This is a genomic window from Methylobacterium sp. CCH7-A2 (genome assembly GCF_001557075.1).
In the GTDB taxonomy this organism is placed as follows: domain Bacteria; phylum Pseudomonadota; class Alphaproteobacteria; order Rhizobiales; family Beijerinckiaceae; genus Allobosea; species Allobosea massiliensis.
This window is the reverse complement of the sequence record NZ_LSKN01000193.1, coordinates 1-22,542: the sequence shown is the minus strand read 5'-3', so window position 1 is coordinate 22,542 and position 22,542 is coordinate 1. Positions and strand designations below refer to the sequence as shown.

The window sequence follows — 22,542 nt, the reverse complement described above, 5'->3', positions numbered from 1 at the left end:
AAGCCGGCACGCGGTGGCTCTGCGAAGCTACACCACCAGCAGGGACACGACCTCAATCGTCGGATTAGATATGACTTCATCAGCGCCTCAACCCTGATTCAAGACGGCTTCGAGCGAGCTGCTACTTATTGTGAGTCAAAGGGTGAAGCGTTTGATTTTGTAGAGGAAAACCCATGAGTAACGTCATTTCCGGAAATGCACTGCGGGATCGCATCCTCGCAAAGCTCTCCGCGAAGGCGGAGCGGACCGAAGACAATCTGGATTGGCTAAAAGCCATATCTGTGCCTTCGCACCGCGAACTCTTGACCCTAATTGCCCAAGAGGAGCCGGGCTCGATCGGGCAGCTCGCAGAGCTTGCGGGCAAAGCACAGCCCAACGTGAGCCGTTCCCTAAGTGCGCTCGCTTCTGCGGGACTTGTGGAGATCGAAACGTCAGGGCGGGTTGCCATCCCGCGCCTCACGACGCTTGGGCTGGAAAAGCTCCAGCAATTCCGGCTGGTGCCTCAACCTGTGCCTTCTCCAAGAGTGGATGGCGAAGGAACGGACGGCCGCGCTTTTGAACTCGGGGTGTCTGCGTCCCCTGACACACCTGCTGTCCTGGACCGAGATTTTATCCAAGGTTCATTCACCTTGAATGCCCGAATTCGAGACGGAAGTTCATTTGAGGGGACGTACGATGTCGACATTGTCAAAGAGGTCGGACACCTCACTCATAATTGGTGGCGCGTCATCTATCGCGCCGATGCCCCATATCACGTCGGGGTGTTCAGAAGCACGCGAGGAAAGCTGGCTGCCTGCTCATTTAAGTCGACTGGTCGTAATGTCGAGGTGCTGCTGAGCCGCTCTGAACCCGATATGGCGCCAGCGGTCGCAGCCATTTTCTCGACCACCGATTTTGAGAATCTCCTGCTAGACTCGCTGGCGAAGCCAGTGGTCTTAATGCTGCGTTCACGGGGGCGCTACGATCGCCCACTTGAGTCCAATGTGAGCCAAATCGAAGAGACGCGATCTTACCCGAACGAGTATCAGTTCGCTCGGACCGCTGGAGCTCTTGGGTTGATCCCCACTGCCTTGTCGGAACAAGCCGCTGTCTCTGTGCGCGAGCTCGTCGAGTACATCGATGACGAGGATGTTCGGCTCGATTTCGCCTCTGCCGTGTTGGGGGAGGATTTGAATGCTGGTCGGGAATGGGTTGCGCGCGAGATGGAAGCCGCGGGGCAGGGAAACCGACTTCCGCGGCTTCCCGAATTGCGCAAGGAATGCCTGTTGTTAGCCAACATGGAGGCAAACCGCCCGTACAAGATTGGGATTTCGCTTGCGAAAGCCGTTCGGAAGAAGATTGGGTTGGCTTGCGATACAGCGTTTGGCGGCCTGAATGGATTGGCCAAGCAGATGGGCGCGGATGAGGGAATATCGCTTAGTTCGGATCCGCCTGGATCACTTCTCGCTTTTCAGGGCCTTAATAATGGCGAGCCGATACTACTGACTTCGGACAGAGGCCCTGTGGGATCGACATTCGTGATGGCCCGGGCAATTGGGGATTACATCGCGTATGGAAGCCGCAAATCGTGCGTCACGGAGCTTTACACGGAGCGCCAAGCCCTGGGTCGCGCCTTCGCCGCGGAGCTCCTCGCTCCTTCCGAAGCTATAATTTCGATGGTGCACAAGGAAGACAAGCCGATGAACGCGATCGCCCGCCATTTCGGCGTGGGGACCGAGGTCGTGCGTCGCCAGTACGACAACAACTCGCAGTTTGTGCGCGCGCCGTTCAACAATGGAATGTCAGCAAGCGCTTGATCTCCGAAATCGCGATTGCTCATCCTGCCGTGCAGTCGCGGCTTGTTGGGACGTTAGGTACCCGACCGAATGGCGCTCTACACTTGGCATCAGCGCCTGTGCTTCTCTGCTGGGAACGGCTACTCCGCCGTTCGATTGAGCGAGAGAATTTAGCGCGACGGATCACATGATCCCCCAGGCCCGGTAGCGCTTCCGGCCGGTGAGTTCGCGCGGCAGGCTGCCGCCGAGCTCCTTCAGCATCGCCTCGACCGCCTGCGGCGTCACTTTTAGCCGGGCCGCCGCGAGTTGCACGGTAACCAGCGGAGACGCGACGAACACGTCAACCAACTCCGCCAATTTCGAATTCCCCCGCCGGCCCTCACACCTCCGCAGCATCACGCTCCGCGCCAGCGAGAGCCGATCGAGATCGCCCTGCCCGAACGCCGCCGCCTCACCAAACGCGCCGAGCAGCCCCGCGATCCGGGAGTTGAGCGCCAAATGCGGGCTCCACCGAAACCGTCCCCGCCTGAGCCCCAGCCCAAGCGCCGGCAAATGCGCCGAACATAAACCCCGCTGGCGCAACACGGTCGCCGCGAACGCGAAGCCGAGTTCGCCCGCGCGGTCCGACGGCTCGAGCCAGAGCCAGGCATCGAGCGCGAGCGCGGCGGCAAGCGCGGCCGGCAGCCCCCTCCCCTCCTCCAGAATGGCGAGCCAGCGCGCGAACCGCCCGGCGGCGTCATAGCCGGGATCGCGCAAGGTCAGGTTTTTGCGACCCTCCTCGGAGGACAGATCGTTCCAGGCATCGAGCTTTTTTCGCGTCCGGACCAACAATGCGTCGATTTCGGCAAAGGCCGGATCGGCGTGATCGTCCTCCTCCTCTTCCTCAAGGTCGAGGGTATCCTCGTCGGCCTGGTCCTCCTCGTCGTCTTCACGATCGGTCCGGTCCCAGGGCGCTGCGAGCTGTTTCACGGTCCCCGACGGGGTCGTCGCCCTGCCAGGCCGACCTGGTTCCGGTGGCCCCTCGATCCCGAGCCGCAGTCGCAGGGCGCTCTCGCTCAAAATCTCGGCCGGCTCGCGCCGCGCCAGGCGCCGTCGTTCGTCGAGCATGGCGGCGGCCCGCGCGAGCTCGCGCGTCGGGCTGCGCACATCCATGCCGGCGTCGTGCAGGACGAGATCTTCGAGCGGGCACAGCCCGCCGGTGAGCCCAATCAGGGCCTGGGCTTCGAAGGCGTGGCCGCGCTGGCGTGCTCCTTCCCCCAGGACGGCCTCGGCGCGGAGCAAGCGCTCGTCGAAGCGAGCGAGCGCGACCGCCGCGGCCTCCGCGGCTGCGGCGCAGTCGCAAACCAGGGCTTGGCGCTGGGTGTGCGGGAGTCCGTACCTAATTGATTTCACATCCAGAGAACTATCACAGCCAATTTAAATAGCCATAAACTTGTTTCACATCGACATCATTTAGTACGTATCCATCACTATCGATAATTACCTCTTATCGATAGTGATGGACATAGCCTTGCAAATCGACGATTCTGGCGGTCCAAAAGCCCGCCGGCGACGTCAGCCGGGCCTCCGGTCGACGAGATCGGCCCTCGCAAGCCGCAGCAGGAGCGCCCGTGACCTCGACCTCCCTGCTCTCGGCCGAGACAGAAACGCGGCGCGCGCTGCAGCTCGACGCGCTTTCCGGCATCTTGCCGCTGGAGCGCCGCGATCAGCTGGCGCAAATCCTGACCGACGACGATGTCGCGACGCTGCGGCACCTGGCCCGCGAGGGCATGGGCGAAAACTCGCTGCGCGCGCTGGCCTCGGATCTGGCCTATCTCGAAGCCTGGTCGCTTGCTGCGACAGGGTTTGCCCTGCCCTGGCCGGCGCCGGAGGCGTTGGTGTTGAAATTTATCGCCCATCATCTCTGGGATCCGGCGCGACGGGCCGAGGATACCGCGCACGGCATGCCGGCTGACGTCGAGGCGTCCCTGCGCGCCGGCGACCATCTGCGCAGCGACGGGCCCCACGCGAGTTCGACCGTGAAGCGCCGCCTGGCGCATTGGGCGACCCTGCATCGCTGGAAGGGTCTTGAGAGCCCGCTCGGCACGCCGGCGATCCGGACGGGTATGCGCCTGGCGGTCCGGGCCAGCGCAGAACCGCGCCGGCGCAAGAGCAAGCGCGCCATCACCCGCGACATCCTCGACCGGTTGATCGCGACCTGCCAAACCGACCGCCTCGCCGACACCCGCGATCTCGCCATCCTGCTCGTCGCCTTCGGCTCGGGTGGGCGCCGGCGCAGCGAGGTCGCGCGGCTACGCCTCGAGCAGCTCACCGTCGAGCCGGATGTGCTGCTCGATCCCGATGATAAGGATTCGCCGCGCCTGCCCTGCATGGCGATCGCGCTCGGGCGCACCAAGAACACCCAAGCGGACGATGACGCTCGCGTCCTGCTGATCGGGGCGCCCGTCACGGCGCTGCGCGAGTGGATCGAGCGGGCCGATGTCAAGAAGGGCGCGGTGTTCCGGGCTATCGATCAATGGGAGGCGATCAACGATCGCGCGCTGACTCCTCAGGCGATCAACCTGATCCTGAAACGGCGCTGCGCCATGGCCGGGCTTGATCCAGTTGAGTTCTCCGCCCATGGCCTGCGCTCGGGCTATCTCACCGAGGCGGCCCGCAACGGCGTCGCCCTGCCCGCCGCGATGCGCCAGTCCCAGCATCGCTCGGTCCAGCAGGCCGCGCGCTATTACAACGATGCCGACCAGGCGCTGGGCAAGGCCGCGCGGCTGGCGGTATGAGCTTCCTTTCGGGTCCGACAGCCTGCATGCTTCCGGACAGCCACGAGAGACACGGCCATGCCGATGAGCGACGACAAACGAGAGCGTTTTTGCGCGCAGCTCGACCAAGCCGTCGATGCGGCCAAGGCGGCCTTGGTACCCGTCTTCGATGGCGGCGCCTACGACCTGTCCGAAGACGAGCTGTCGCTGCTGTCGGAGGTCTCGTTCAAGCTCGGCATGCTGCGCATCGTCATCATCGACAAAAATCTGATCGCCGACCAGGTCGAAGCCCGCTGGTAGGAGGAGAAGGCGCGGCGGGCTGAGGCCGTTCTGCGCCACGAACAGCGGTCATCGAAGGGGTAGCCACCTAACGGCAGTGCCGGGGATCGAGACCATGCGCCAGGGCGCGACGCGGAGCGCACAAACCACCCGGCGACTGCTGTTGCCAGGTGCAGTGATGCGCTCGCGGACAATCAAAATCCCGACGACGCGTCGGATCGTTCAATCGCGGCCAGGACCCCCCTTCCCCGGCTGACGCCATCGCAACCTCTCCGGTCGCCACACGCCCGGCCTGACAGACTTGTCCGTCGAACCAACGGCAACCCTCGCGCTCGCATGGCGCATTTATCGCTCCGCTCCAGCTCGACCCGTCGGCCGCGAAGAGCGGGCACATGGTCGCAGGGCAAAAACTGATGTCCGTCATCGCGCTGCCGACCCAACAATTTGCTCCGTGCCAGCGATCGCAGACATCGAACACGTTTGCTCGGCGCGAAGCGAAAGTCCCTGCCCTTCCAGCCAGACCTCGACCGCGGTCGCCCGCGCGGGCCCAATGCCTTTTTCCGCCTCGAGCTCGGCCCGGCTATAGGCCGCCGCGATCCGCGCCAGATTGGCGGCCCTTTCGCGGGCAAAGCGGCCACCGAGTGCCGCGTGGCGACCGGAGAGCAGCACGGTCAGTATTGCTCGGGACAGTTTGGCCATTGCGAGCATCACAAGCCCTCGCGGCGGAGTCTGCAAGGCCGCGATAGCCCTGAGCAAAACATCCAGACAGAGCGTGGCAGCGCTGCATCACGATCACGCCCGCTTCTTTTCGCGCTTGCGGCTGCCGATCAGCGCCATCAGCATCGGCCCGAGCGAGAACTCCGCCGCTTGCGCCTTTCGTGTCAGTTCGCGCAGATAGCCGCCGCCGCTGGATATTGCCTCGCCGCGCTGCAGGATCGCCGCCACCACGATCGAGGCCTGGACCTCGTCCATGACGCCAATCGCCTCCTCCCAGGCGCTTGGGCTGATCCCGAGCATCGGCCGGACGACGGCAACCGTCGCCAAGAAGTCGCGCCAATTGGCGATTCCGCCCTTCGAATAGTCGATGAGGTCGGGACAGGCGTCCAGAACCATGCCCAGCGGGAACGTCCCATCCGGCACCCGCTTCGGTTCCGGCACGATCTCCAAACCAACCCCCCTGCTTTCTGGAAAGCGAGGTTCAAGTTCAACAGGGGAGTCTGGATTTGAATTTTGTATGTGACGCTCATTCTGAGACTCATTGCCGCTCATTTTTTGAGTTTTGATATGCGTTTCCAGGAGGTTGAGGATTTCGTCGGCCAAGAGCGAGAGTTCGTCGGCGATTGGCTCCAGGGCTTGCCGCGTAGCGATGCGCGGAATCCGGATCATGATGCCGCGATAGAGCTGGTGTATCTCGGCCCAGTCGGCCGGCCCCTGCCCACCTGCCTGTGTCGGAACGCCTTCCTCGATCCCCGTCGCGATCATTTTTGCGATGTCGCGCCGGCAGATCGTGATGCGCTCACGGACCAGGCGCAGCGCCCGAGCTTCGGCCGCGACCTCGGCCGCGAGAGCTTCGAATTCCTCAGCTCGCACGACGAGCGGCGCCAGATCGAAGCCAAAGGCGAACTCGATCTCCCCTGCCCTGCCCTTGCGGGCGTAGCGCTTGCCGTTGGGGCTATCGCGCCGGACGATCAGCCCGGCATCGACCAGAGCCGCCAGATGGCGCCTGAGCGTCGCCATGGGCATGCCATGCGCCCGCAAGGAGAGCTGGTGGTTCGATGGGAAGACGATGAGGCCTTCGCCGGTGAGGACGGTTTCAGGGTGGAAGGACAGCAAAGCGTCCAGGACGGCCAGCGCCCGCTCAGGGACGCCCAGCGCGTTCTTGGCGGTGCAGATCGCACGGAAGATATTCCATTTGTGGACCGCCTTCTCCGGCGGTCGTGCTTTCGCGACCACCTGACTTGCCACATGGGCAAGAGTCAGCGATCGCCGCCCAAAAGGCGTCGTTACGGATAGTCGCGTCATGGTTTTGCCCTTCAGCTTTAGGCAAAGCGAGAGCGCGCACCAAAACGGCGTCCAATCTCCTCACGGAGACTCTTGACTGTGATTCGCGGAAGTGGGATTCTCATTGTCGCCAGACTAACGAGAGGGGCTTCCGAGACGCTGTTTCGGGGGCCTTTCTTTTTGCCTTGGCTACCTCTTAGTTTGTTGCACCATCATCCGGCTTCAGCCAAGGCCTTCGCCGCCTCCATCGCCCTGCTCGACCTTGTCAGATGACAAGCTTTTCGCAGGTCGCTGAAATCACGCCTCGCCCTCTCGGGCAAAAAATCGCTCCATGAGTCCCGGCAGCTCCCCTTCGAGGAAATCGCTGAAGGCCTGACCGTGACCGGATGCGACCGACAATCGGACGTCGTCGTTCGAAAACATCGCCTTGCCGACGACCCTGCCAGCCGGGCTCCTGAGCTTCATCTCCCGGCGCGGTCGCGCGACGGGCGGCGTTACCGCGGCCAACGCCGCTTTGAACCGCTCGTCCGACGGAAGCGCTGAGACCTTGTCATCTGACAAGGCCTTCCTGACTCTATCGAGAGCCGAGGTGTCGTTGCCGATCGCATCTGCCAGCGCCGTCCAGCGAGGACGCCCAACCTTCGGCGCCCGACCGATCGCTTCGATGATCTCAACCGGCAGGGCCCGGGAAACCGCTCGAAACCTTGCCAGTTCCGGATCGTCCACGGACAAAGCGGCTCGGACATCGCGCGACCTGATCCCCGCATCATCCATGCGCTTGGCGAACAGCGCGCGTTCGACCCAGCTCAGATCCTGGCGCGCGGCATTTTCGATGCCTTGGGCGACGACGAGCTCGACATCCGACAGCGCGAGAACCGTCGCCTTGACCTTGATCCCGAGATCGGATGCAGCCCGCCACCGACGATGCCCATAAACGACCTGATAGCGGCCCTCATGCGATGGGTGCCGGCGAACCTGGATCGGGACCTTCTGACCCTCCTCCGAGATCAGCGTCTTTAGCGCCGCGAATTCGAGATCATCGTCATCTGGCAATCGGTCGGGGAAAGGGGAGGGGTCGATCAGCTTGGGATCGATATCCACTCCGCCGCCGGCATCGACAAGCGCCTTGAGGCGGTCGCGCTCTTCCCGCAACTCGGTGAGCGAGCGCTGTGTCGCTCCGATCACGCCCGCCCCAACCCGGGCCAGCGGCTGCGCCACCATTGGACCGGCGTCCGCACCCGGCACATCCGGAACCGCTGTGTCGGGCTGGGAGAAGGAGCCGAAGTTCGCCAGGATCGATTTTCCGCCGGCACGCTTGCCCATCATGTCCGGCCCCAGCTTTGCTTGATCAGGCTGAGGATCTGGTCGTTGACAGCATCGACGGACTCGCGCGCGCGTTTGGCTGTCGCTGCTGAGATGTTGCCAGGCTCGAGCTCGTACAACGTGCGCTTCGCCAGGCCCGCCGTCTCGATGGCCGCGCTTTCAACCGCGGTTGATGTGAGAACGTCCTCGGTGAAGAGATGGCGAAGCATGGTCACGACATGGACCTGCGATTGGTCCATCGGGTCGTGCCGCGTCACCACGTAGCGCAGAAAATCTTGGCTCATCGTGGCTCCGGCGTCGCGGATCACCGAGATCAGGTCCCCCATCATCAGAAGGAACTGGCTCATCGACATCACGTCGAGCATCGCGGGGTGCACGGTCACAAGCAGCCCGGTCGCCGCGTAGATGGCGCCCAGCGTCAAGAACCCTAGCGATGGCGGCGTATCGAGGATGACGACGTCGTAATCGTCCTCCACCTCCGCCAGAGCGAGCCGAAGGCGCTCGAAAAAGATGCCGTCCGAACCAGCCTGGCGTTTCGAAAGGAAGCGCGGCGTTTCGTGCTCGTACTCCATGACCTCGATGTTTCCCGGGATCAGGTCGATCCCGCTGAAATAGGTCGGCCGGATGATCTCCGCGATGGGGCGGCGTTCGTCGTCGTATCGAAGAGCGGCGTAGATCGTCTCGTTGTGCTGCACATCCATTTCAGGCTGCGCGCCGAACATCGCCGACAGAGACGCCTGCGGATCGAGATCGATCGCCAGAACGCGATAGCCATGCAACGCCAGGTAATGCGCCAGATGGGCGCTCGTCGTCGTCTTCGCGCTGCCGCCCTTGAAATTGGCGACGGCCAATATCTGCAAATGCTCTCCGACTCGCCGATGCGGCAGGAATCGTAAGGCTTCAGCGGGGCGCTGCGCTGCGAACAACGCGCGAAGCGCGTTGATCTGCGCCAGCGTGTAGGCGCGGTGATTGTTCTCGAGCCGGGCAGGGACGGGGCCCTTGCCTTCATTCGACATCAGCTTGAGGGTCGACTCAGGAATCGACGTCAGCCTGGACACTTCATGTATCATGAAATGCCTGAGGCTCTTTTGCGCGTTGGGCGGATACATCTGCTTGCGCCGTGCCTGCAGATGATCCGAGAGCATGCCGGCGTGCCGGACGATCTTGTCCGCAGGATCCTCGCCCTGCATTGTGGTCAACGCCTGCGGCATCATTGTCGATTCTGAACCCCATTGTCGGGCTAGGTACGTTTTATCGCCCTACGCCCGACAAATGTTGGCCATGATTCTCGCCTGCCGTCCAGAGATTTAAGGTTAACAGATACTTAATGGCGCTGGACGACGTGGTCCATTTCACGTCCGCCCCGAGGAATTAGAATAGGTTCTCAGGTGCTTACGTTCTGGAGGCCGTGCCTTCAGCTCGAGCGCAAATGGGAGATTGTTGAAACCGATCAGGCAATCCACCGTGCTTTGAGCGCATTGGCGACAGCCTGCGGCAACGTCTCCGCTCCGAGGTTCGCCCGGGCGTTATCAAGGTGAAACTTAATCGCCCGCGGCGTGATCCCCATGATCATGGCGGTCGCCTCCATCGATTTTCCCCGAGCAGCCCATGTGAGGCATTCCCTCTCGCGCTGGGTCAACGGCACCGCGTCATTGGGCGGAGACCGCAGCCCCAATTTCGCATCGGCGTGCGCGTGAAATGTCAGCCCGATCAGTTGGACGATGTCGTTCGCTTCGGTGACCATCCTCCCATGAGCTGAGCTGACTTCGTCGACCGCGAAGGTGAAGGCGGCGAACCGATTGAAGCCGCCGGCGATCGCGACAGAGACGCCATGGCGGATGCCAAACTCGTCTGCGTCGTCGAAAAGGCGCTTCTGGGCGCGCAGCGGAAACTGACGCGCGGCTTCGCGGGTCCACTGCAGTGTTGCGCGCCCGCTTCGAGCGAAGGCGACCACGGGATCGACGTCCTGGTAGCCCTCCGCAAAATAATGCTCGCTCCAGCGCTTGGGATAGGACGAGATCAAGACTGGATCGGCTTCGCCAAAGCCGAGATAGGCGAAGTACCGGAACCCCATGCTCTCGGCGACACGTTGGCCGACGCGCCCGAACTCCGCTTCCGCGTCCGACGAGTGCAGACCGTCGACCAGCTCTTGATAAGCCATTTCCACCGATTTCATCGGGTCTCCGTTGTGTTGCGGCGCCTTGCTTCACGCGCCTGATGATCCTCTCGCGATCGATGCGGATGGCATTTGCCGGAAAGATATGGCGATAGCGCGGCCACAACCTTTGAGCGAATCCACCCTGTCAGATCCGACAGGTTCGTTCAGAGCCTGCGTCTGATTGGTTGGCTCCAGATCAACGATTCGGAGGTGGCCATGCAGGTCGTCGAACTGACCCGCGCCGGATATGGCGCCAACATCTCACTGCTGATGGGCATGCATCGGCTGAGGCGAAAAGTGTTCAAGGATCGGCTCGACTGGTCGGTCTCGACCACGAGCGATCTCGAGATGGATCGCTACGACACATTGGATGTGCGCTACCTGGTCGTCGCCGATCGCGGTGCAGTTCTGGGCTGCGTGCGGCTGCTGCCGACGACAGGGCCGAACATGCTGGCCGACACGTTTCCGGAGCTGCTCGACGGCGGTCCAGCGCCGCACTCCGAACTTGTCGCGGAAAGCTCGCGCTTCTGCGTCGATACCGAAGCGACCGACGCCAAGACCGATTGCGGTCTGCGGCAAGCGACGTTCATGCTGTTCGCCGCCATGCTTGAATGGGGAGAGGCGAGGGGACTGGCGTCGATCGCGACCGTGACGGATCGGCGCATGGAGCGCATTCTGCGGCGCGCGGGATGGACCCTTGCGCGTATCGGCGCGCCGCGGCGGATCGGATCGACCACCGCCGTCGCAGGCTTGCTGCCGATCGAGCAGGATGCGCTGACTGCGATTCGACGCAACGGCGGCTTGATCGCGCCTACGCTTCCGATCGACATCCCGCTGCCGTTGGCCGCGTGATGGCTCCGCAAATGATCAGGACCGCGCTCGCTGCCGGGATTATCAGCCTCTCGGCCATTTCTAGCCGCGCCGACGACTGGGGCTGCACCGTTCTGCTGTGCCTCGCCAATCCAGGCGGGCCGACGCAATACGCGGCGTGCGTTCCGCCGGTGACGCGGCTCTGGTCGCATCTGAAGCGGGGAGGGGCCTTTCCGACCTGCTCAGGTGCGGGATCGAGCGCCTCGCCGATCGGCTACGACCCGTATGAGCCATGCCAGGATGGCTACGTCCTGCGCGAGCTTGGGCGCGATGGTGCAAGTCAACCGGCCTGTGTGTCGAGCAAGCCGGTTCGGAACTGCGACCGCGCCGACGACGCCTGCGAGCCGCATGACGTCCAGGCGGTCCGCCATCGCGCCCAACCCAATTTCATCGACGTCACCGGAGCAGATGGCGTCAGCACGCGAGTGCGATTCTGATGGAGGCCGCTGACATCACGACATTGGTCGACCGCTGCACCGCGCCAATGCTGGCGCGGCCGGTTGCCGCGATCATGCGCCAGGCGAGCGAGTTCCAGCCCCTGCTGGTCACTATCGCGGGAAAGCGAGCGGTGCGGGTCCTGGCCGGTTCGAAGCCTGAGGCCATCGCGCTTACCAGCGAAGCGGCCGCTGCGGGACAGCCGGTCCGGATCGGCTTGGCCCAACTCGATGCCGCCGATCTGAAAGCGGCCGGGCTCACAATCTCAGCGGCATTCGACCCGTGCGAGCACATTGCTGGCGTCGGCCGAATGTTTCAGGAGCGGAAGGCGAAGCTTGTATCGGGCGGCCTTGACGATACAGCCGCGGATGGACGCGCGCGAGCGTCCTTCAAGTCCACTCCGAGATCAGCACTTGCCGCCGTTGCGGCCAAGCCGGACACCGCGTCGGAGTTGGAGACCGTGTCCGGCCCTCCGCAAGAGGAGGTCGCATCGACCAACGACCCACCGGCCTGGAACGTCTACGGCGCGAAGCGCGGCTCCTCGCTGCTGATCTACAGCCGCTGACCCAATCCAAAACCCTTTCGCCGATTGCACAGGATGTGCGGCGTCGGACACCCTTGCCTTGGAGACCACGAATGCCCCTCCCGTTTCGATCACTCGCCGCACCGACCGCTATCGCGGCTGCGCTCGTTCTTTTCGCGGCCGAGCCTGCGCTCGCACAGACCGCCAACATCGAGGGCGTGCTGCAAAACATCGTTACGATGCTGACCGGCAATGTCGCGCGCCTGCTGGCGACGCTCGCCGTGATCATCGTCGGTATCGCCTGGATGTTCGGCTATCTCGATCTGCGCAAAGCCGCCTATGTCGTGCTCGGCGTCGCTATCGTCTTCGGCGCCTCCGAGGTCGTCTCGACGCTTACCGGCGGTACCTGAGCGTAGCCGCTATGACGAACGAGCCCGAGCGTCTGGCCGAAGACACGCTGTTCCTAGCCTGCACGAGGCCTGCGATGATCGCGGGCGTCACGATGGAGGCGATGGCCATTAATGTGATGGCCTCCTGCATCCTGTTCCTGATGGCGGGCTCGATCGTCTACGGGCTGATCGCCTTGCCGATCCACCTGATCTGTCGCGTCATCTGCCGGCACGATCCCAACCAATTCCGCCTGCTCGTCGCCTGGCTCGAGACCCGCGGCCGCGCTCGCAATGGCTCGTTCTGGGGCGGGTCGTCGCCGACGCCCTTGCGTCTGGTGCGCCGCTTCACGGCTCACGAGGTCGCCCATGGCTGACGCCGCCCGCCTAATGGCTCGCGAGATCGAGCCCGACGTTCATCTGCCCTACGTCCGGCATGTGACCGAGACCGTGATCAGCCTCTCGACGCGGGCGCTGATGACGACGATCCGCCTCGACGGCATCGCCTTCGAGACTGCCGATATCGGCGACCTCAATGATCTGCACGCCAAACTCAATCTCACGCTGCGCAATCTGGCCGACGATCGGCTGGCGATCTGGACGCATCTGATCCGGCGGCAAGATACCGGCTATCCTGAGGGCGAATTCTCCTCGGCCTTCGCGCGCGATCTCGACGTCGGCTATCGCGAGGTGCTCCAGTGCACAAAGCTGTTCCGCAACGAGCTCTACCTCACCATCGTCGCCCACCCCGGCCGCGATCGGGCGGAGGCCGCCGTCGGCTTCGTCTCCCGTCTCGGCCAAGCGCGTCGCGGGGGAGGGGAGGTCGATGCCGCCGCGCTGAAGCGGCTGAACGATGCCGCACGGGACATCACCGCCGCGCTCGGTCGCTATGGGGCCACTCAACTCGGCCTCGTCGAAAAGAACGGCCTGCTGTTCTCTGAGCCGATGCGGCTCCTGCATCTGCTGGCGTCCAGCGAGGATCTGCCGACCGCCTTGCCGCAAGGCCGGATCGGGTCGGCGATCTATACCAACCGCGTCATCTTCGGCCGCGAAGCGATCGAAGTTCGCGCGGCAGGAGGCTCGCTGTTTTCCGGCATGTTCGGGCTGAAGGAATACCCGGCCTCGACCAGGCCCGGTATGCTGAACGGCCTGCTCTCGGCCCCGTTCGAATTCGTGCTCTCGCAAAGCTTCGCTTTCCTCTCGAAGGCCGACGCCAAGAAGGTGTTGACGCGAAAGCAGAACCAGCTCGTCTCGACCCAGGATGTCGCCGCCTCCCAGATCGACGACCTTAACGATGCGCTGGACGACCTGGAATCCAACCGCTTCGTCATGGGCGACCACCATCTGTCGCTGCTGGTTCGCGCCGAGACCCCAAAAACTTTGCTGGAGACGATGGCACAGGCGCGCCGCGTGCTCGCCGAGGCCGGCGCGGTGGTCGCGCGTGAGGATCTTGGGCTGGAGGCTTCCTGCTGGGCGCAGATGCCCGGCCTGTTCAAGCATCGCGCGCGATCGGGTGCGATCACCTCGCGCAATCTCGCGGCGCTGTCGCCATTTCACAGCCATCCGGCCGGCAAATCTGTCGGCAACCATTGGGGGCCGTCAGTCGCGATGCTGAAGACGGCGTCGGGCTCGCCCTATCACTTCTCCTTCCACGCGGGCGATCTAGGCAACACTTTTATCTGCGGGCCGTCAGGCTCCGGCAAAACGGTGCTGCAGAATTTCCTGCTCGCCCAGGCGGAAAAGTTCGGCTGCCAGCGCGTCATGTTCGACAAGGACCGCGGCGCCGAAATTTTCGTCCGCGCCTCGGGCGGCACCTATCTCACGCTCAAGAATGGCGTGCCCACCGGCTGCGCGCCGTTGAAGGCGCTCGAGTTGACCCCGGCCAATCTCGCCTTCCTTGGCGATCTCATCCGCAAGCTCGTCACGCTCGAGGGCAGGGCGCTCTCCGTCGTCGATGAAGAGCGCATCGATTCCAGCCTTGAGGCGATGCGCGCTCTGCCGCGCCAGGAGCGCTCGTTGTCGGCGCTGCGCGCGTTTCTAGGGCAGCAGGATCGCGAGGGCATCGGCGCGAGGCTCGAACGCTGGTGCAATGGCGGACCTCTCGGTTGGGTCCTCGATGCCGAAGAGGACGCGATCGCGCTGGACGCCAGCTTCATCGGCTTCGATATGACCGACGTGCTCGACCATCCCGTCGTGCGCACGCCTCTTATGATGGTGCTGTTCCATCGCGTCGAGCAGCTCATCGACGGCCGCCGCATCATCATCGACATTGACGAATTCTGGAAGGCGCTCGGCGATGACGCCTTTCGGGCGCTCGCCAACGACAAGCTGAAAACCATCCGCAAGCAGAACGGCGTCATGGTCTTTGGCACGCAGTCGCCGCGCGATGCGCTGGCGTCGCCGATTGCCCACACCATCGTCGAGCAGTGCCCGACGCAGATCTTCATGCCGAACCCGCGCGGCACGCGCTCGGACTATATCGACGGCTTCCATCTCACCGAAACCGAGTTCTGGCTGATCAAGGAAGAACTCTCGGCCGAGAGCCGGCGCTTCCTGGTCAAACAGAACGGCCAGTCCATCGTCGCCGAGCTCGACCTCGGCGGCATGGATGAAGCGCTCGCCGTGCTGTCGGGCCGCACCGAGACCGTCGAGCTGCTCGACCGCATTCGCGCCGAGGTCGGCGACGACCCCACGGCGTTCCTGCCCCGCTTCCATGCCGAGAGAAGGATCGACCGATGAGAGCAAGCCACCTCCTGATCGCCACGGCCTTGGCCGGACTGCCGTCGGCTGGCCTCGCCCAGCAGGGCGTTCCCGTGTTCGACGCCGGCGCGATCGCAAAACATGTCGAACAGATCGGCAAGCTGACCGAGCAGATCAAGACGATGGAGGCGCAGCTCACGCAGGCAAAGCAGCTCTATGAGTCCTTCAACAAGCTGACCGACGTCAACGACATCGCCTCGCTCCTGAACAGCGAGGAGTTCCGGAAACATCTGCCGAAGGAGTTCGGCGAGATCGAGAAGCTGGTCTCGGGCGGCGGCGGATCGCTTGCTGGCATCGTCGATCGGTATCTTGATCAGAACCGCGCCTATCAGGGCGGCGACGCGAACTCGTTCTATCGCACCGAGCTCGACCGCATCGCGCGTCAGACCGGCGCTAAGCATTCGATTGGCCAGAGCGTATACGACACCGCCTCCAAGCGCATCGATGGGCTGGAGGAGCTTCGCCAGAAGATCACGGCCTCGAAGGACGCGAAGGACGTGCTGGATCTCTCGGCGCGCATTCAAGCCGAGCAGGCACTTCTGCAGAACGAGGTGCTGCGCATGCAGGGGCTCGCCATGGTCCAGCAGGCGCGGAGCGAAATGGATGGCCAGCGAGCGGAGGAACGCCGCCGCCAGTTGGTCGATGAAATGAAGGCTGCTCTCCAATGAGCCGGCCTCTGATTGCTGCCTTCTTGACGATGGCTCTCTCCGGCTGTGGCGACGAGCAAGCCGAGCACGCGAAGCCGGCGCCGATCCGTGACGTGCCCTTCTTCCTCGCGAACGCACCCGATCACGAAGCTGCGCTGGCGCGCTGCCGAGCCAATCCTGGCGACCTGAGGTCCGATGCCACCTGCCGCAATGCGGAAGAAGCCAATCGCAAGGTGATGATCTGGGGTCGAGACGCTGCCCTGAAGCGCGCGAGCAATTGAGATGGCGATCAACGTCTTCGACGAGTTCCTGAAGGAGTTCGAGCAGCCAATCACGACTTTCGTGTCGACGTCTGTCTCGAACCTCGCGACCTTCGTCGATGGACCGCTACGGGTCGCTGTCCTCCTCTACGTCGTGCTGTACGGTTTTGCGGTCATGCGCGGCGCGATCGCCGAGCCGATCCAGGAGTTTGCCTGGCGAGCGATGAGGCTCGTCCTGATCGTGCTCCTCGCGTCGAATGCGAGTTCTTTCCAGCAATATGTCACCGACCTCTTCTTCACGTCGTTGCCAAAGGAGATTGGAAACGCTCTTGCGGGTTCGGCCCTTGATGCGAACTCGGGTGCGCCCTTCGACAAGCTGTTGAACAAGGGGATCGAGGTCGCCCAAAAGATCTACGATCGAGCAGGCCTCACGGACATTGCACCAGCTTTGATCGCCGCGATCCTTCTCGTCTTCACGGCCGTTTCAGGCTTTCTGCAGTTCGCGATCCTGCTCTACGCGAAGGTTGGCTTGGCGATCGTCATCGCGCTCGGGCCGATCTTCATCGCTCTGGCGCTGTTCGACGCGACGCGGCCCTTTGCTGAGGCTTGGACACGACAGGTTGCAAATTTCCTGATCCTGCATGTGCTCGTTGTCGCCCTTGTCGGCTTGATGCTCACGTCGGTTCAAGGCTTCGTCGAGAAATACGGTGCTGATGCCGCGTCCGGCGGCGCGATCATCGTTGGCGCGGTCGCGATCAGCGCCGTCCTCGGTCTCGCCGCATACATCGCTTTGCAGCTCCCCGCCATCGCGGGCGGTCTCGCTGGCGGCGGCGCCTCGCTAGCGGCCCGGGTTGTCACCAGCGCCATCACCGCCAACGCAGCCTCCGCCGCTGTCGGCGCCTATGCCGGCGCGCGAACCGCGGCCAGTCGCACGGCGGCTAGGATCCGCGAGCGACGACGGGGTGGCGAGATCAGACGCGTCTGAACGTCCCTTCCACACCAGGACCAACCGCATCCGCGCAAGGATGCCGAGAAGGATTTGCCTCGATGAATTGTCGCGTGATTGCCAGCCTCGTGCTGGCCACGGTGGTGACGGGCTGCGCCGGCTGGAACAAGGGCGCACCGTCCTGCGACGGCTCGGCCAAACGCCCGCTGAACAAATCGCTTTGGGATTGGGAGGCGAGCCCTCCCGCCGCACCGAAGCCGGATACGCCGGTGGTCAAACGCCTCGGCTTGGCCCAGCCAGAGTTGCCGGCCCGCGGCATCGGTCATGGTGCCGCTGCTTGGTCTGCCTTCGACATCGCCCGCTCGTTTCGGCCTTGCAGTGAGGCGACGCGTCATGGTTAGGCCCGACGATCTGAAGGACTACTTCGACAATGCCCGCCGCTGGGAACAAGATCTCCTGCTAACGGCGCAGCGCTCGAAACGCCTCGCCTGGTTCGTCGCCACTGCGGCCTGCGTGCTCGCGACGGCCGCCGTCGGTGCCGTTGCGGCGCTGGCGCCGCTTAAGACGGTCGAACCCTTCGTCATCCGCGTCGACAATGCGACCGGCATCGTCGAGACTGTCGCGGCGCTCGGGACGTCACCGCGCAGTTACGACGAGGCGGTGACCAAGTATTTCCTGGGGCGCTACGTTCGCTCGCGCGAAGGTTTCAGCCAAGCCGAGGCCGCGAGCAATTTTCAGACTGTAGCGCTGCTGTCGTCGCAGGCCGAGCAGGCGCGCTTTGCCGCCGTCTATCGCGGCTCGAACCCGGAAAGCCCGCAGGTGCTGCACGGCCGCTTCGGCGTCGCAGAAGTCCGGATCAAGGCGATCTCGCTGCTGGCCGACAACCTCGCCTCCGTCCGCTTTCTGAAGGAGAGCCGGAAGGGCGAGGAGATCAAGGTCACGCATTGGATTGCGACGCTGACCTTCGCCTATGTCAACGCACCGATCTCATCGACCGATCGTCTGATCAACCCGCTCGGTTTCCTGGTCTCGGAGTACCGCGCCGATCCGGAGGTCGCGCCATGAGCCGTCGCATCATCGCAGCTGGCTGCGGTTTGCTGTTCGCAATCGGCCTTGGGCTGCCGTCGCTTGCCCTACAACTCCCGACCGCCGGCGCGCGCGACGAGCGCGTGCGCTTCGTCGCTTACGACCCGGCGAACGTCGTCAAGGTCAACGGCGTTATCCGCGCCTCGACCCAGGTAATTTTTGCCGAGGACGAAGAGATCGCGCATGTCGCGATCGGAGACTCGATCGCCTGGGAAGTCGCCCCGGCGGGTTCGATCCTGTTCCTAAAGCCCCGCGAAAAGCATCCACCGACCAATTTGCAGGTCGTGACGACGCGTCGCGACGGCCGCAAGCGCTCCTACCAGTTCGAGCTCTCGATCGCGGAAGCCTCGCTCAAAGAGAGCTATTTCGTGGTGAAGTACTCCTACCCCAGTGACGAGGCTGATCGCCGCCGGGCGGAGTACGAGGCGCGGAGCCAGCAGCGCGAGGGCGCGGTCATCGACCAGACGTTCGATCTCCATCAGCAATACGGCGCGCGCAACTGGCGCTTCTCGGCTCAAGGCCCGGCCGATCTCGAACCCGACGGCGTGTTCGACGACGGCAAGGTCACCAGCTTCCGCTTCGCCGGCAATCGCGAGGTGCCCGCGATCTACATGGTCGGCTCGGATGGCGCGGAAAGCCTCGTGCCGAAGGACGTTCGCGGCGACGACGTCGTCGTGCATGCCACCGCGCGCGAGTTCCGGCTGCGTCGCGGCAGCGAGGTGCTTTGCATCTTCAACGAGGCCTTTGACGCCGTCGGCGTGAACCCGGGCACCGGCACGACGAGTCCGAGCATCGCCCGCACCCAAAAGCAGCCCGCGCCAGCGCGGCGCCGCTGAGGAGCATGTCATGACCGATCAGAACGCATCATCCGGCGTCGAAGGCGAACGCGGCATCACCCCCGTTTCCGGACCAGTCGAGGGCTCGGGTCGGGCGCTCGCCAAGCGCGGCATCGGCGCGGCCGCGCTGATCGCATTCTCGGTCCTTGTGATCTGGAGCACCTGGAAAGCCGAAAAACCCGTCGAGCAGGGCGGCGCGAAACCGACCATCCGCCAGACCACTGCGTTCGAACCAGTTCGCGAACCGCCAGCGCCGGCGCCAGTCCAGCAAGCCGCTCTGCCGGTCCTGCCGCCTCAGCTCGCGCCAGCCGCCGCTCCGCCGCAAACCGACAAGCTGATGGAGAGCGCCCGCCGCGCGCCGGTGCTCGCCTTCAACCGGCCGGGGCGCTCAACATCAGGCGACGGGGCAGGGCAGGGCGCTTCTCTGCCGGGTTCGCCTTTGCTCGCCGGCGGGGCCGAACCGCGCAACGAACTCGCCGACAAGCTCAAGGCCACCACGATCGAGGGCGTGCGTGCCGCGCGCCTGCCCAATCGCAATCTGCTGGTGACACAAGGCACGGCGATCCCCTGCGTGCTTGAGACAGCGATGTCCTCGGATGTGCCCGGCTTCGTCTCCTGCGTCGTGCTGCGCGATGTCCTGTCGGACTCCGGACACGTCGTGCTGATGGAAAAGGGCACCCAGATCGTCGGCGAACATCGCGGCCAGGTTCGGAAGGGCTCCAAGAGGATGTTCGTGCTCTGGACGCGGGCGAAAACCCCGACCGGTGTCATCGTCGCGCTCGCCTCGCCGGCGACCGATGCGCTCGGCCGAGCCGGGTTCGACGGCGAGATCGACACGCATTTCTGGGAGCGCTTTGGCGCGGCGCTTCTGCTCTCAATCGTCAGCGACGCCGCCGCTGTCGGCCGCCAGCAGCTCGATGACGCTGACATCGAGATCCGCAACACATCGGGTGCGGCCAACACGGCGGCCGGCATCGCCGTCGAGCGCTCGATCGACATCCCCCCGACACTGAACAAGAACCAGGGCGAGCGCGTCAACATTTTCGTCGCACGCGATCTGGATTTCTCCTCGGTCTACGATCTGAAACGGATCGAAAGCCGCGCGCGGATTTTGGATCGCACGGTGCCGGGCGTTGACGCCGCTGTAGGCCCTGGCTCACGGGTCACGAAGCCATGACGGCAATCGCGCCTGTGCCCGCAGCAGCCGATTGCATCGCTATCGTCGCACCTGCCACGCCGAGCGCCCCGACCGCTTCCGAACGGCGCGCCAGCCGCATCGTGCTCGAGCGCTATCTGACGCCGCTCGCGCGCTTTCTGACGCAGCCGGACCTCACCGAGATCGTCGTCAACCGCCCGGGCGAGGTATTCACGGAAGGAGCGGGCGGCTGGCATCGGCACGAACTCCACAATTTGAGCCACGCGCATCTGATGCATCTGGCAACGGCAGCGGCCGGCTACACCCGGCAGGATATCGCGTCCGATCATCCGATCGTCTCGACGACGCTGCCTGGGGAAGAGCGCTGCCAGATCGTCGTTCCGCCGGCGGTGCCGGCAGGCACCATCAGCCTGACCATCCGAAAGCCCTCGTCCGTTACCATGACGCTGGAGGATTTTGAGCAGCGCAATCTGTTCTCCGACATCCGCGTTACCAGCGACGACCTCTCCGAAGACGAGACGGAGCTAGTGCGCCTGCGCGACGCCGGGCAATGGCGCGAATTCCTGGCGCTTGCCGTGCGCAGCCGCCGCAACATCATCATCTCGGGTGCGACCGGCTCGGGCAAGACCACACTGTCGAAGGGTCTGATCGCTCAGATCCCGGCAGCCGAGCGCCTCATCACCATCGAGGACACGGCCGAGCTTGTGGTGCCTCAGCCCAACCATGTCCGTCTGCTCTACGCCAAGGACGGGCAAGGGCTCGCCAAGGTCGGCCCGCGCGAGTTGCTCGAATCCTGCCTGCGCATGCGGCCCGATCGCATCCTTCTGCAGGAGCTGCGGGACGGGACCGCCTTCTTCTACCTGCGCAATGTGAATTCGGGCCATCCAGGCTCGATCACGACGGTCCACGCCGATTCCGCGCGCCTCGCCTTCGAGCAGTTGACGCTGCTGGTGAAGGAGAGCGCCGAAGGCCGGGACCTTGCGCGTGACGACATCCGCAACCTGCTGCGCCAGACCGTCGACATCGTCATTCAGATGAAACGTGAGCACGGCCGCTTCCGCATCACGGAGATCGACTATGACCCCGTTCGAAAGCGCCTCGCCAGCGCGTAAGGTGATGCTCCGGATCGCCCTCGCGCTGACCGGCATCGCCGTATTCCTGTTCGTCGGCTCAAATGTTCTGCTGCTCGGCCTTCGCAGCCATGACGGCGGCTTCCACTTGAACGAGCTTGCGATCGCCTGGCCCCATTACGGTACGAACGAGCGCCTCGATCGCTGGATCACTTTTGGCACGCTGGCCGGCACGATCGCGGCCTTCGGACTGATGGGTCTGATCTTGCGGACGAAACCACGCCCGCTGCATGGCGAAGCGCGATTCGCCACCGAGCGCGACATCCGCAAAGCGGGTTTGAGGTCTAAGCAGGGTATCCTGCTCGGACGGAAAGACGGCAAGTTCCTGTGCTTCGGCGGGCCTGAGCACGTCATGGTCTATGCGCCGACGCGTTCGGGTAAGGGCGTCGGCTATGTCATTCCAAACCTGTTGAACTGGCCGGATTCCGTCGTCGTGCTCGACGTCAAGAAGGAGAACTTTGACCGCACCGCGGGGTTTCGGGAGGCGAGCGGGCAGGCGGTCTTCCTGTTCGATCCGCTCGACGAGCAGGGCCGCACCGCGCGCTACAACCCGCTTGCCTATGTGCGGCGCGATCCGGTCGATCTCTATGACGATCTTCAGCGCATAGCGGTTATGCTCTTCCCGGCCGAGAACCGGGCCGACCCGTTCTGGTTTGAGACGGCCCGGTCGGCGTTCGTCGCCATCGGCGGCTATGTCGCCGAAACGCCGGGCCTGCCGCTAACCATCGGCGAGATCCTGCGGCAGCTTTCCGCCTCGAGCGACCTGAAGGCTCATTTTCTCAGCCTCATGAAAGAGCGCGCCAAGAGCACCGCGCCCCTCTCGTCGCATTGCATCGGAGCGCTAAACGATTTTCTGTCGGCCTCCGAGAACACCATGAACTCGGTGCGGAAGACGACGACCGCACGGCTCGGCCTCTGGCTCAATCCGCGCATCGATGCCGCGACATCGGAGAATGATTTCGACTTGCGCGAGCTTCGCTCCCGGCCGATGTCGATCTTTCTCGGTGTGACGCCAGACAATCTCGACCGCATGGCGCCGCTCCTCAACCTGTTCTTCCAGCAGGTCATCGATCTGAACAGCCGCGAGCTGCCCGAGCAGAACCCGAAGCTGAACCGACGCGTGCTGCTGCTGCTCGACGAGTTCCCGGCACTCGGCCATGTGCAGATTCCGACGCGACCGGCCGGGTAATCCAATAATTAACCGGCCACTGTTCC

General features: G+C 63.9%; 24 protein-coding genes. 18 read left to right on the top strand and 6 right to left on the bottom strand.

Annotated features, from left to right (window positions below):
• The first annotated feature begins 173 nt into the window (after positions 1-173).
• Positions 174-1,796, top strand: a complete 1,623-nt coding sequence (locus AX750_RS25580; RefSeq protein WP_082732797.1) for an ArsR family transcriptional regulator — start codon at positions 174-176, stop codon at positions 1,794-1,796.
• 162 nt (positions 1,797-1,958) lie between these two features.
• On the opposite strand, the gene AX750_RS14860 is transcribed toward AX750_RS25580, so the two are convergent.
• Positions 1,959-3,167, bottom strand: coding sequence for an RHE_PE00001 family protein (locus tag AX750_RS14860; RefSeq protein ID WP_067254584.1), 1,209 nt, complete (start codon positions 3,165-3,167; stop codon positions 1,959-1,961).
• Positions 3,168-3,385: 218 nt separating this feature from the next.
• On the opposite strand from AX750_RS14860, the gene AX750_RS14855 reads away from it, so the two are divergent.
• Together AX750_RS14855 and AX750_RS14850 are read left to right on the top strand one after the other, a co-directional pair.
• Positions 3,386-4,552, top strand: a complete 1,167-nt coding sequence (locus AX750_RS14855) for a tyrosine-type recombinase/integrase (protein ID WP_067254582.1) — start codon at positions 3,386-3,388, stop codon at positions 4,550-4,552.
• A 57-nt stretch (positions 4,553-4,609) separates the two neighbouring features.
• A complete protein-coding gene (locus tag AX750_RS14850) occupies positions 4,610-4,831 on the top strand; it encodes a hypothetical protein (protein ID WP_067254579.1) in 222 nt (73 codons plus the stop codon).
• A 399-nt stretch (positions 4,832-5,230) separates the two neighbouring features.
• Here the strand turns inward: AX750_RS14850 and AX750_RS14845 are convergent, their stop codons facing one another.
• The 5 genes from AX750_RS14845 to AX750_RS14825 all read right to left on the bottom strand — a co-directional run bounded on the left by AX750_RS14845 (position 5,231) and on the right by AX750_RS14825 (position 10,310).
• Positions 5,231-5,518, bottom strand: a complete 288-nt coding sequence (locus tag AX750_RS14845) for a hypothetical protein (RefSeq protein ID WP_067254575.1) — start codon at positions 5,516-5,518, stop codon at positions 5,231-5,233.
• A gap of 84 nt (positions 5,519-5,602) precedes the next feature.
• Complete coding sequence (gene repC / locus AX750_RS14840) at positions 5,603-6,832, bottom strand: plasmid replication protein RepC (RefSeq protein WP_067254571.1); 1,230 nt, start codon at positions 6,830-6,832, stop codon at positions 5,603-5,605.
• Between the two features lie 276 nt (positions 6,833-7,108).
• Positions 7,109-8,032, bottom strand: coding sequence for a plasmid partitioning protein RepB (repB, locus tag AX750_RS14835; protein WP_245282404.1), 924 nt, complete (start codon positions 8,030-8,032; stop codon positions 7,109-7,111).
• A gap of 101 nt (positions 8,033-8,133) precedes the next feature.
• On the bottom strand, positions 8,134-9,348 hold the full coding sequence (repA, locus tag AX750_RS14830) for a plasmid partitioning protein RepA (RefSeq protein WP_067254563.1): 1,215 nt from the start codon (positions 9,346-9,348) through the stop codon (positions 8,134-8,136).
• 236 nt (positions 9,349-9,584) lie between these two features.
• On the bottom strand, positions 9,585-10,310 hold the full coding sequence (locus tag AX750_RS14825) for a LuxR family transcriptional regulator (protein ID WP_067254560.1): 726 nt from the start codon (positions 10,308-10,310) through the stop codon (positions 9,585-9,587).
• A 198-nt stretch (positions 10,311-10,508) separates the two neighbouring features.
• On the opposite strand from AX750_RS14825, the gene AX750_RS14820 reads away from it, so the two are divergent.
• The 15 genes from AX750_RS14820 (at position 10,509) to AX750_RS14755 (ending at position 22,516) form a co-directional block, all read left to right on the top strand.
• Positions 10,509-11,144 carry an acyl-homoserine-lactone synthase gene (locus tag AX750_RS14820; protein WP_067254557.1) on the top strand — a complete coding sequence of 212 codons (636 nt, stop codon included), beginning with the start codon at positions 10,509-10,511 and terminating at the stop codon, positions 11,142-11,144.
• Between the two features lie 11 nt (positions 11,145-11,155).
• Positions 11,156-11,599: a hypothetical protein gene (locus tag AX750_RS14815; RefSeq protein WP_067254554.1), complete on the top strand. Its 444-nt coding sequence runs from the start codon at positions 11,156-11,158 to the stop codon at positions 11,597-11,599.
• Positions 11,599-12,162, top strand: a complete 564-nt coding sequence (locus AX750_RS14810; RefSeq protein ID WP_067254552.1) for a hypothetical protein — start codon at positions 11,599-11,601, stop codon at positions 12,160-12,162. The genes AX750_RS14815 and AX750_RS14810 overlap by 1 nt, the downstream gene beginning before the upstream one ends.
• A gap of 71 nt (positions 12,163-12,233) precedes the next feature.
• Positions 12,234-12,530, top strand: coding sequence for a TrbC/VirB2 family protein (locus tag AX750_RS14805; protein ID WP_067254550.1), 297 nt, complete (start codon positions 12,234-12,236; stop codon positions 12,528-12,530).
• Between the two features lie 11 nt (positions 12,531-12,541).
• Positions 12,542-12,883: a type IV secretion system protein VirB3 gene (locus AX750_RS14800; protein ID WP_067254547.1), complete on the top strand. Its 342-nt coding sequence runs from the start codon at positions 12,542-12,544 to the stop codon at positions 12,881-12,883.
• Positions 12,876-15,245 carry a VirB4 family type IV secretion/conjugal transfer ATPase gene (locus AX750_RS14795; protein ID WP_067254545.1) on the top strand — a complete coding sequence of 790 codons (2,370 nt, stop codon included), beginning with the start codon at positions 12,876-12,878 and terminating at the stop codon, positions 15,243-15,245. The genes AX750_RS14800 and AX750_RS14795 overlap by 8 nt, the downstream gene beginning before the upstream one ends.
• Positions 15,242-15,934 carry a P-type DNA transfer protein VirB5 gene (gene virB5 / locus AX750_RS14790; RefSeq protein ID WP_082750826.1) on the top strand — a complete coding sequence of 231 codons (693 nt, stop codon included), beginning with the start codon at positions 15,242-15,244 and terminating at the stop codon, positions 15,932-15,934. The genes AX750_RS14795 and virB5 overlap by 4 nt, the downstream gene beginning before the upstream one ends.
• On the top strand, positions 15,931-16,194 hold the full coding sequence (locus AX750_RS14785; protein ID WP_067254542.1) for an EexN family lipoprotein: 264 nt from the start codon (positions 15,931-15,933) through the stop codon (positions 16,192-16,194). The genes virB5 and AX750_RS14785 overlap by 4 nt, the downstream gene beginning before the upstream one ends.
• A 1-nt stretch (position 16,195) precedes the next feature.
• Positions 16,196-17,158, top strand: a complete 963-nt coding sequence (locus AX750_RS14780) for a type IV secretion system protein (protein WP_067254539.1) — start codon at positions 16,196-16,198, stop codon at positions 17,156-17,158.
• A 62-nt stretch (positions 17,159-17,220) separates the two neighbouring features.
• Positions 17,221-17,520 carry a type IV secretion pathway protein gene (locus AX750_RS26150; protein WP_156450211.1) on the top strand — a complete coding sequence of 100 codons (300 nt, stop codon included), beginning with the start codon at positions 17,221-17,223 and terminating at the stop codon, positions 17,518-17,520.
• Positions 17,513-18,184, top strand: a complete 672-nt coding sequence (locus tag AX750_RS14775) for a virB8 family protein (RefSeq protein ID WP_067254537.1) — start codon at positions 17,513-17,515, stop codon at positions 18,182-18,184. Before AX750_RS26150 ends, AX750_RS14775 begins: the two co-directional genes overlap by 8 nt.
• The gene (gene virB9 / locus AX750_RS14770) at positions 18,181-19,041 is read left to right on the top strand and encodes a P-type conjugative transfer protein VirB9 (RefSeq protein WP_067254535.1); all 861 of its coding nucleotides are present in this window, start codon (positions 18,181-18,183) and stop codon (positions 19,039-19,041) included. The genes AX750_RS14775 and virB9 overlap by 4 nt, the downstream gene beginning before the upstream one ends.
• 10 nt (positions 19,042-19,051) lie before the next feature.
• Positions 19,052-20,218 carry a type IV secretion system protein VirB10 gene (gene virB10, locus AX750_RS14765; RefSeq protein WP_067254532.1) on the top strand — a complete coding sequence of 389 codons (1,167 nt, stop codon included), beginning with the start codon at positions 19,052-19,054 and terminating at the stop codon, positions 20,216-20,218.
• Positions 20,215-21,309: a P-type DNA transfer ATPase VirB11 gene (virB11, locus tag AX750_RS14760; RefSeq protein WP_067254529.1), complete on the top strand. Its 1,095-nt coding sequence runs from the start codon at positions 20,215-20,217 to the stop codon at positions 21,307-21,309. The genes virB10 and virB11 overlap by 4 nt, the downstream gene beginning before the upstream one ends.
• The gene (locus tag AX750_RS14755) at positions 21,275-22,516 is read left to right on the top strand and encodes a type IV secretory system conjugative DNA transfer family protein (protein WP_082750825.1); all 1,242 of its coding nucleotides are present in this window, start codon (positions 21,275-21,277) and stop codon (positions 22,514-22,516) included. The genes virB11 and AX750_RS14755 overlap by 35 nt, the downstream gene beginning before the upstream one ends.
• The last annotated feature ends 26 nt before the right edge of the window (positions 22,517-22,542 follow it).

Excerpts from the sequence above, each read along its gene's own strand:
- AX750_RS25580 (WP_082732797.1), top strand. The coding sequence starts at position 174 with ATGAGTAACGTCATTTCCGGAAATGCACTGCGGGATCGCATCCTCGCA.
- AX750_RS14850 (WP_067254579.1), top strand. The coding sequence starts at position 4,610 with ATGCCGATGAGCGACGACAAACGAGAGCGTTTTTGCGCGCAGCTCGAC.
- AX750_RS14845 (WP_067254575.1), bottom strand. The coding sequence starts at position 5,518 with ATGCTCGCAATGGCCAAACTGTCCCGAGCAATACTGACCGTGCTGCTC.
- repC (WP_067254571.1), bottom strand. The coding sequence starts at position 6,832 with ATGACGCGACTATCCGTAACGACGCCTTTTGGGCGGCGATCGCTGACT.
- repB (WP_245282404.1), bottom strand. The coding sequence starts at position 8,032 with ATGGTGGCGCAGCCGCTGGCCCGGGTTGGGGCGGGCGTGATCGGAGCG.
- repA (WP_067254563.1), bottom strand. The coding sequence starts at position 9,348 with ATGATGCCGCAGGCGTTGACCACAATGCAGGGCGAGGATCCTGCGGAC.
- AX750_RS14825 (WP_067254560.1), bottom strand. The coding sequence starts at position 10,310 with ATGAAATCGGTGGAAATGGCTTATCAAGAGCTGGTCGACGGTCTGCAC.
- AX750_RS14820 (WP_067254557.1), top strand. The coding sequence starts at position 10,509 with ATGCAGGTCGTCGAACTGACCCGCGCCGGATATGGCGCCAACATCTCA.
- AX750_RS14815 (WP_067254554.1), top strand. The coding sequence starts at position 11,156 with ATGATCAGGACCGCGCTCGCTGCCGGGATTATCAGCCTCTCGGCCATT.
- AX750_RS14810 (WP_067254552.1), top strand. The coding sequence starts at position 11,599 with ATGGAGGCCGCTGACATCACGACATTGGTCGACCGCTGCACCGCGCCA.
- AX750_RS14805 (WP_067254550.1), top strand. The coding sequence starts at position 12,234 with ATGCCCCTCCCGTTTCGATCACTCGCCGCACCGACCGCTATCGCGGCT.
- AX750_RS14800 (WP_067254547.1), top strand. The coding sequence starts at position 12,542 with ATGACGAACGAGCCCGAGCGTCTGGCCGAAGACACGCTGTTCCTAGCC.
- AX750_RS14795 (WP_067254545.1), top strand. The coding sequence starts at position 12,876 with ATGGCTGACGCCGCCCGCCTAATGGCTCGCGAGATCGAGCCCGACGTT.
- virB5 (WP_082750826.1), top strand. The coding sequence starts at position 15,242 with ATGAGAGCAAGCCACCTCCTGATCGCCACGGCCTTGGCCGGACTGCCG.
- AX750_RS14785 (WP_067254542.1), top strand. The coding sequence starts at position 15,931 with ATGAGCCGGCCTCTGATTGCTGCCTTCTTGACGATGGCTCTCTCCGGC.
- AX750_RS14780 (WP_067254539.1), top strand. The coding sequence starts at position 16,196 with ATGGCGATCAACGTCTTCGACGAGTTCCTGAAGGAGTTCGAGCAGCCA.
- AX750_RS26150 (WP_156450211.1), top strand. The coding sequence starts at position 17,221 with ATGAATTGTCGCGTGATTGCCAGCCTCGTGCTGGCCACGGTGGTGACG.
- AX750_RS14775 (WP_067254537.1), top strand. The coding sequence starts at position 17,513 with ATGGTTAGGCCCGACGATCTGAAGGACTACTTCGACAATGCCCGCCGC.
- virB9 (WP_067254535.1), top strand. The coding sequence starts at position 18,181 with ATGAGCCGTCGCATCATCGCAGCTGGCTGCGGTTTGCTGTTCGCAATC.
- virB10 (WP_067254532.1), top strand. The coding sequence starts at position 19,052 with ATGACCGATCAGAACGCATCATCCGGCGTCGAAGGCGAACGCGGCATC.
- virB11 (WP_067254529.1), top strand. The coding sequence starts at position 20,215 with ATGACGGCAATCGCGCCTGTGCCCGCAGCAGCCGATTGCATCGCTATC.
- AX750_RS14755 (WP_082750825.1), top strand. The coding sequence starts at position 21,275 with ATGACCCCGTTCGAAAGCGCCTCGCCAGCGCGTAAGGTGATGCTCCGG.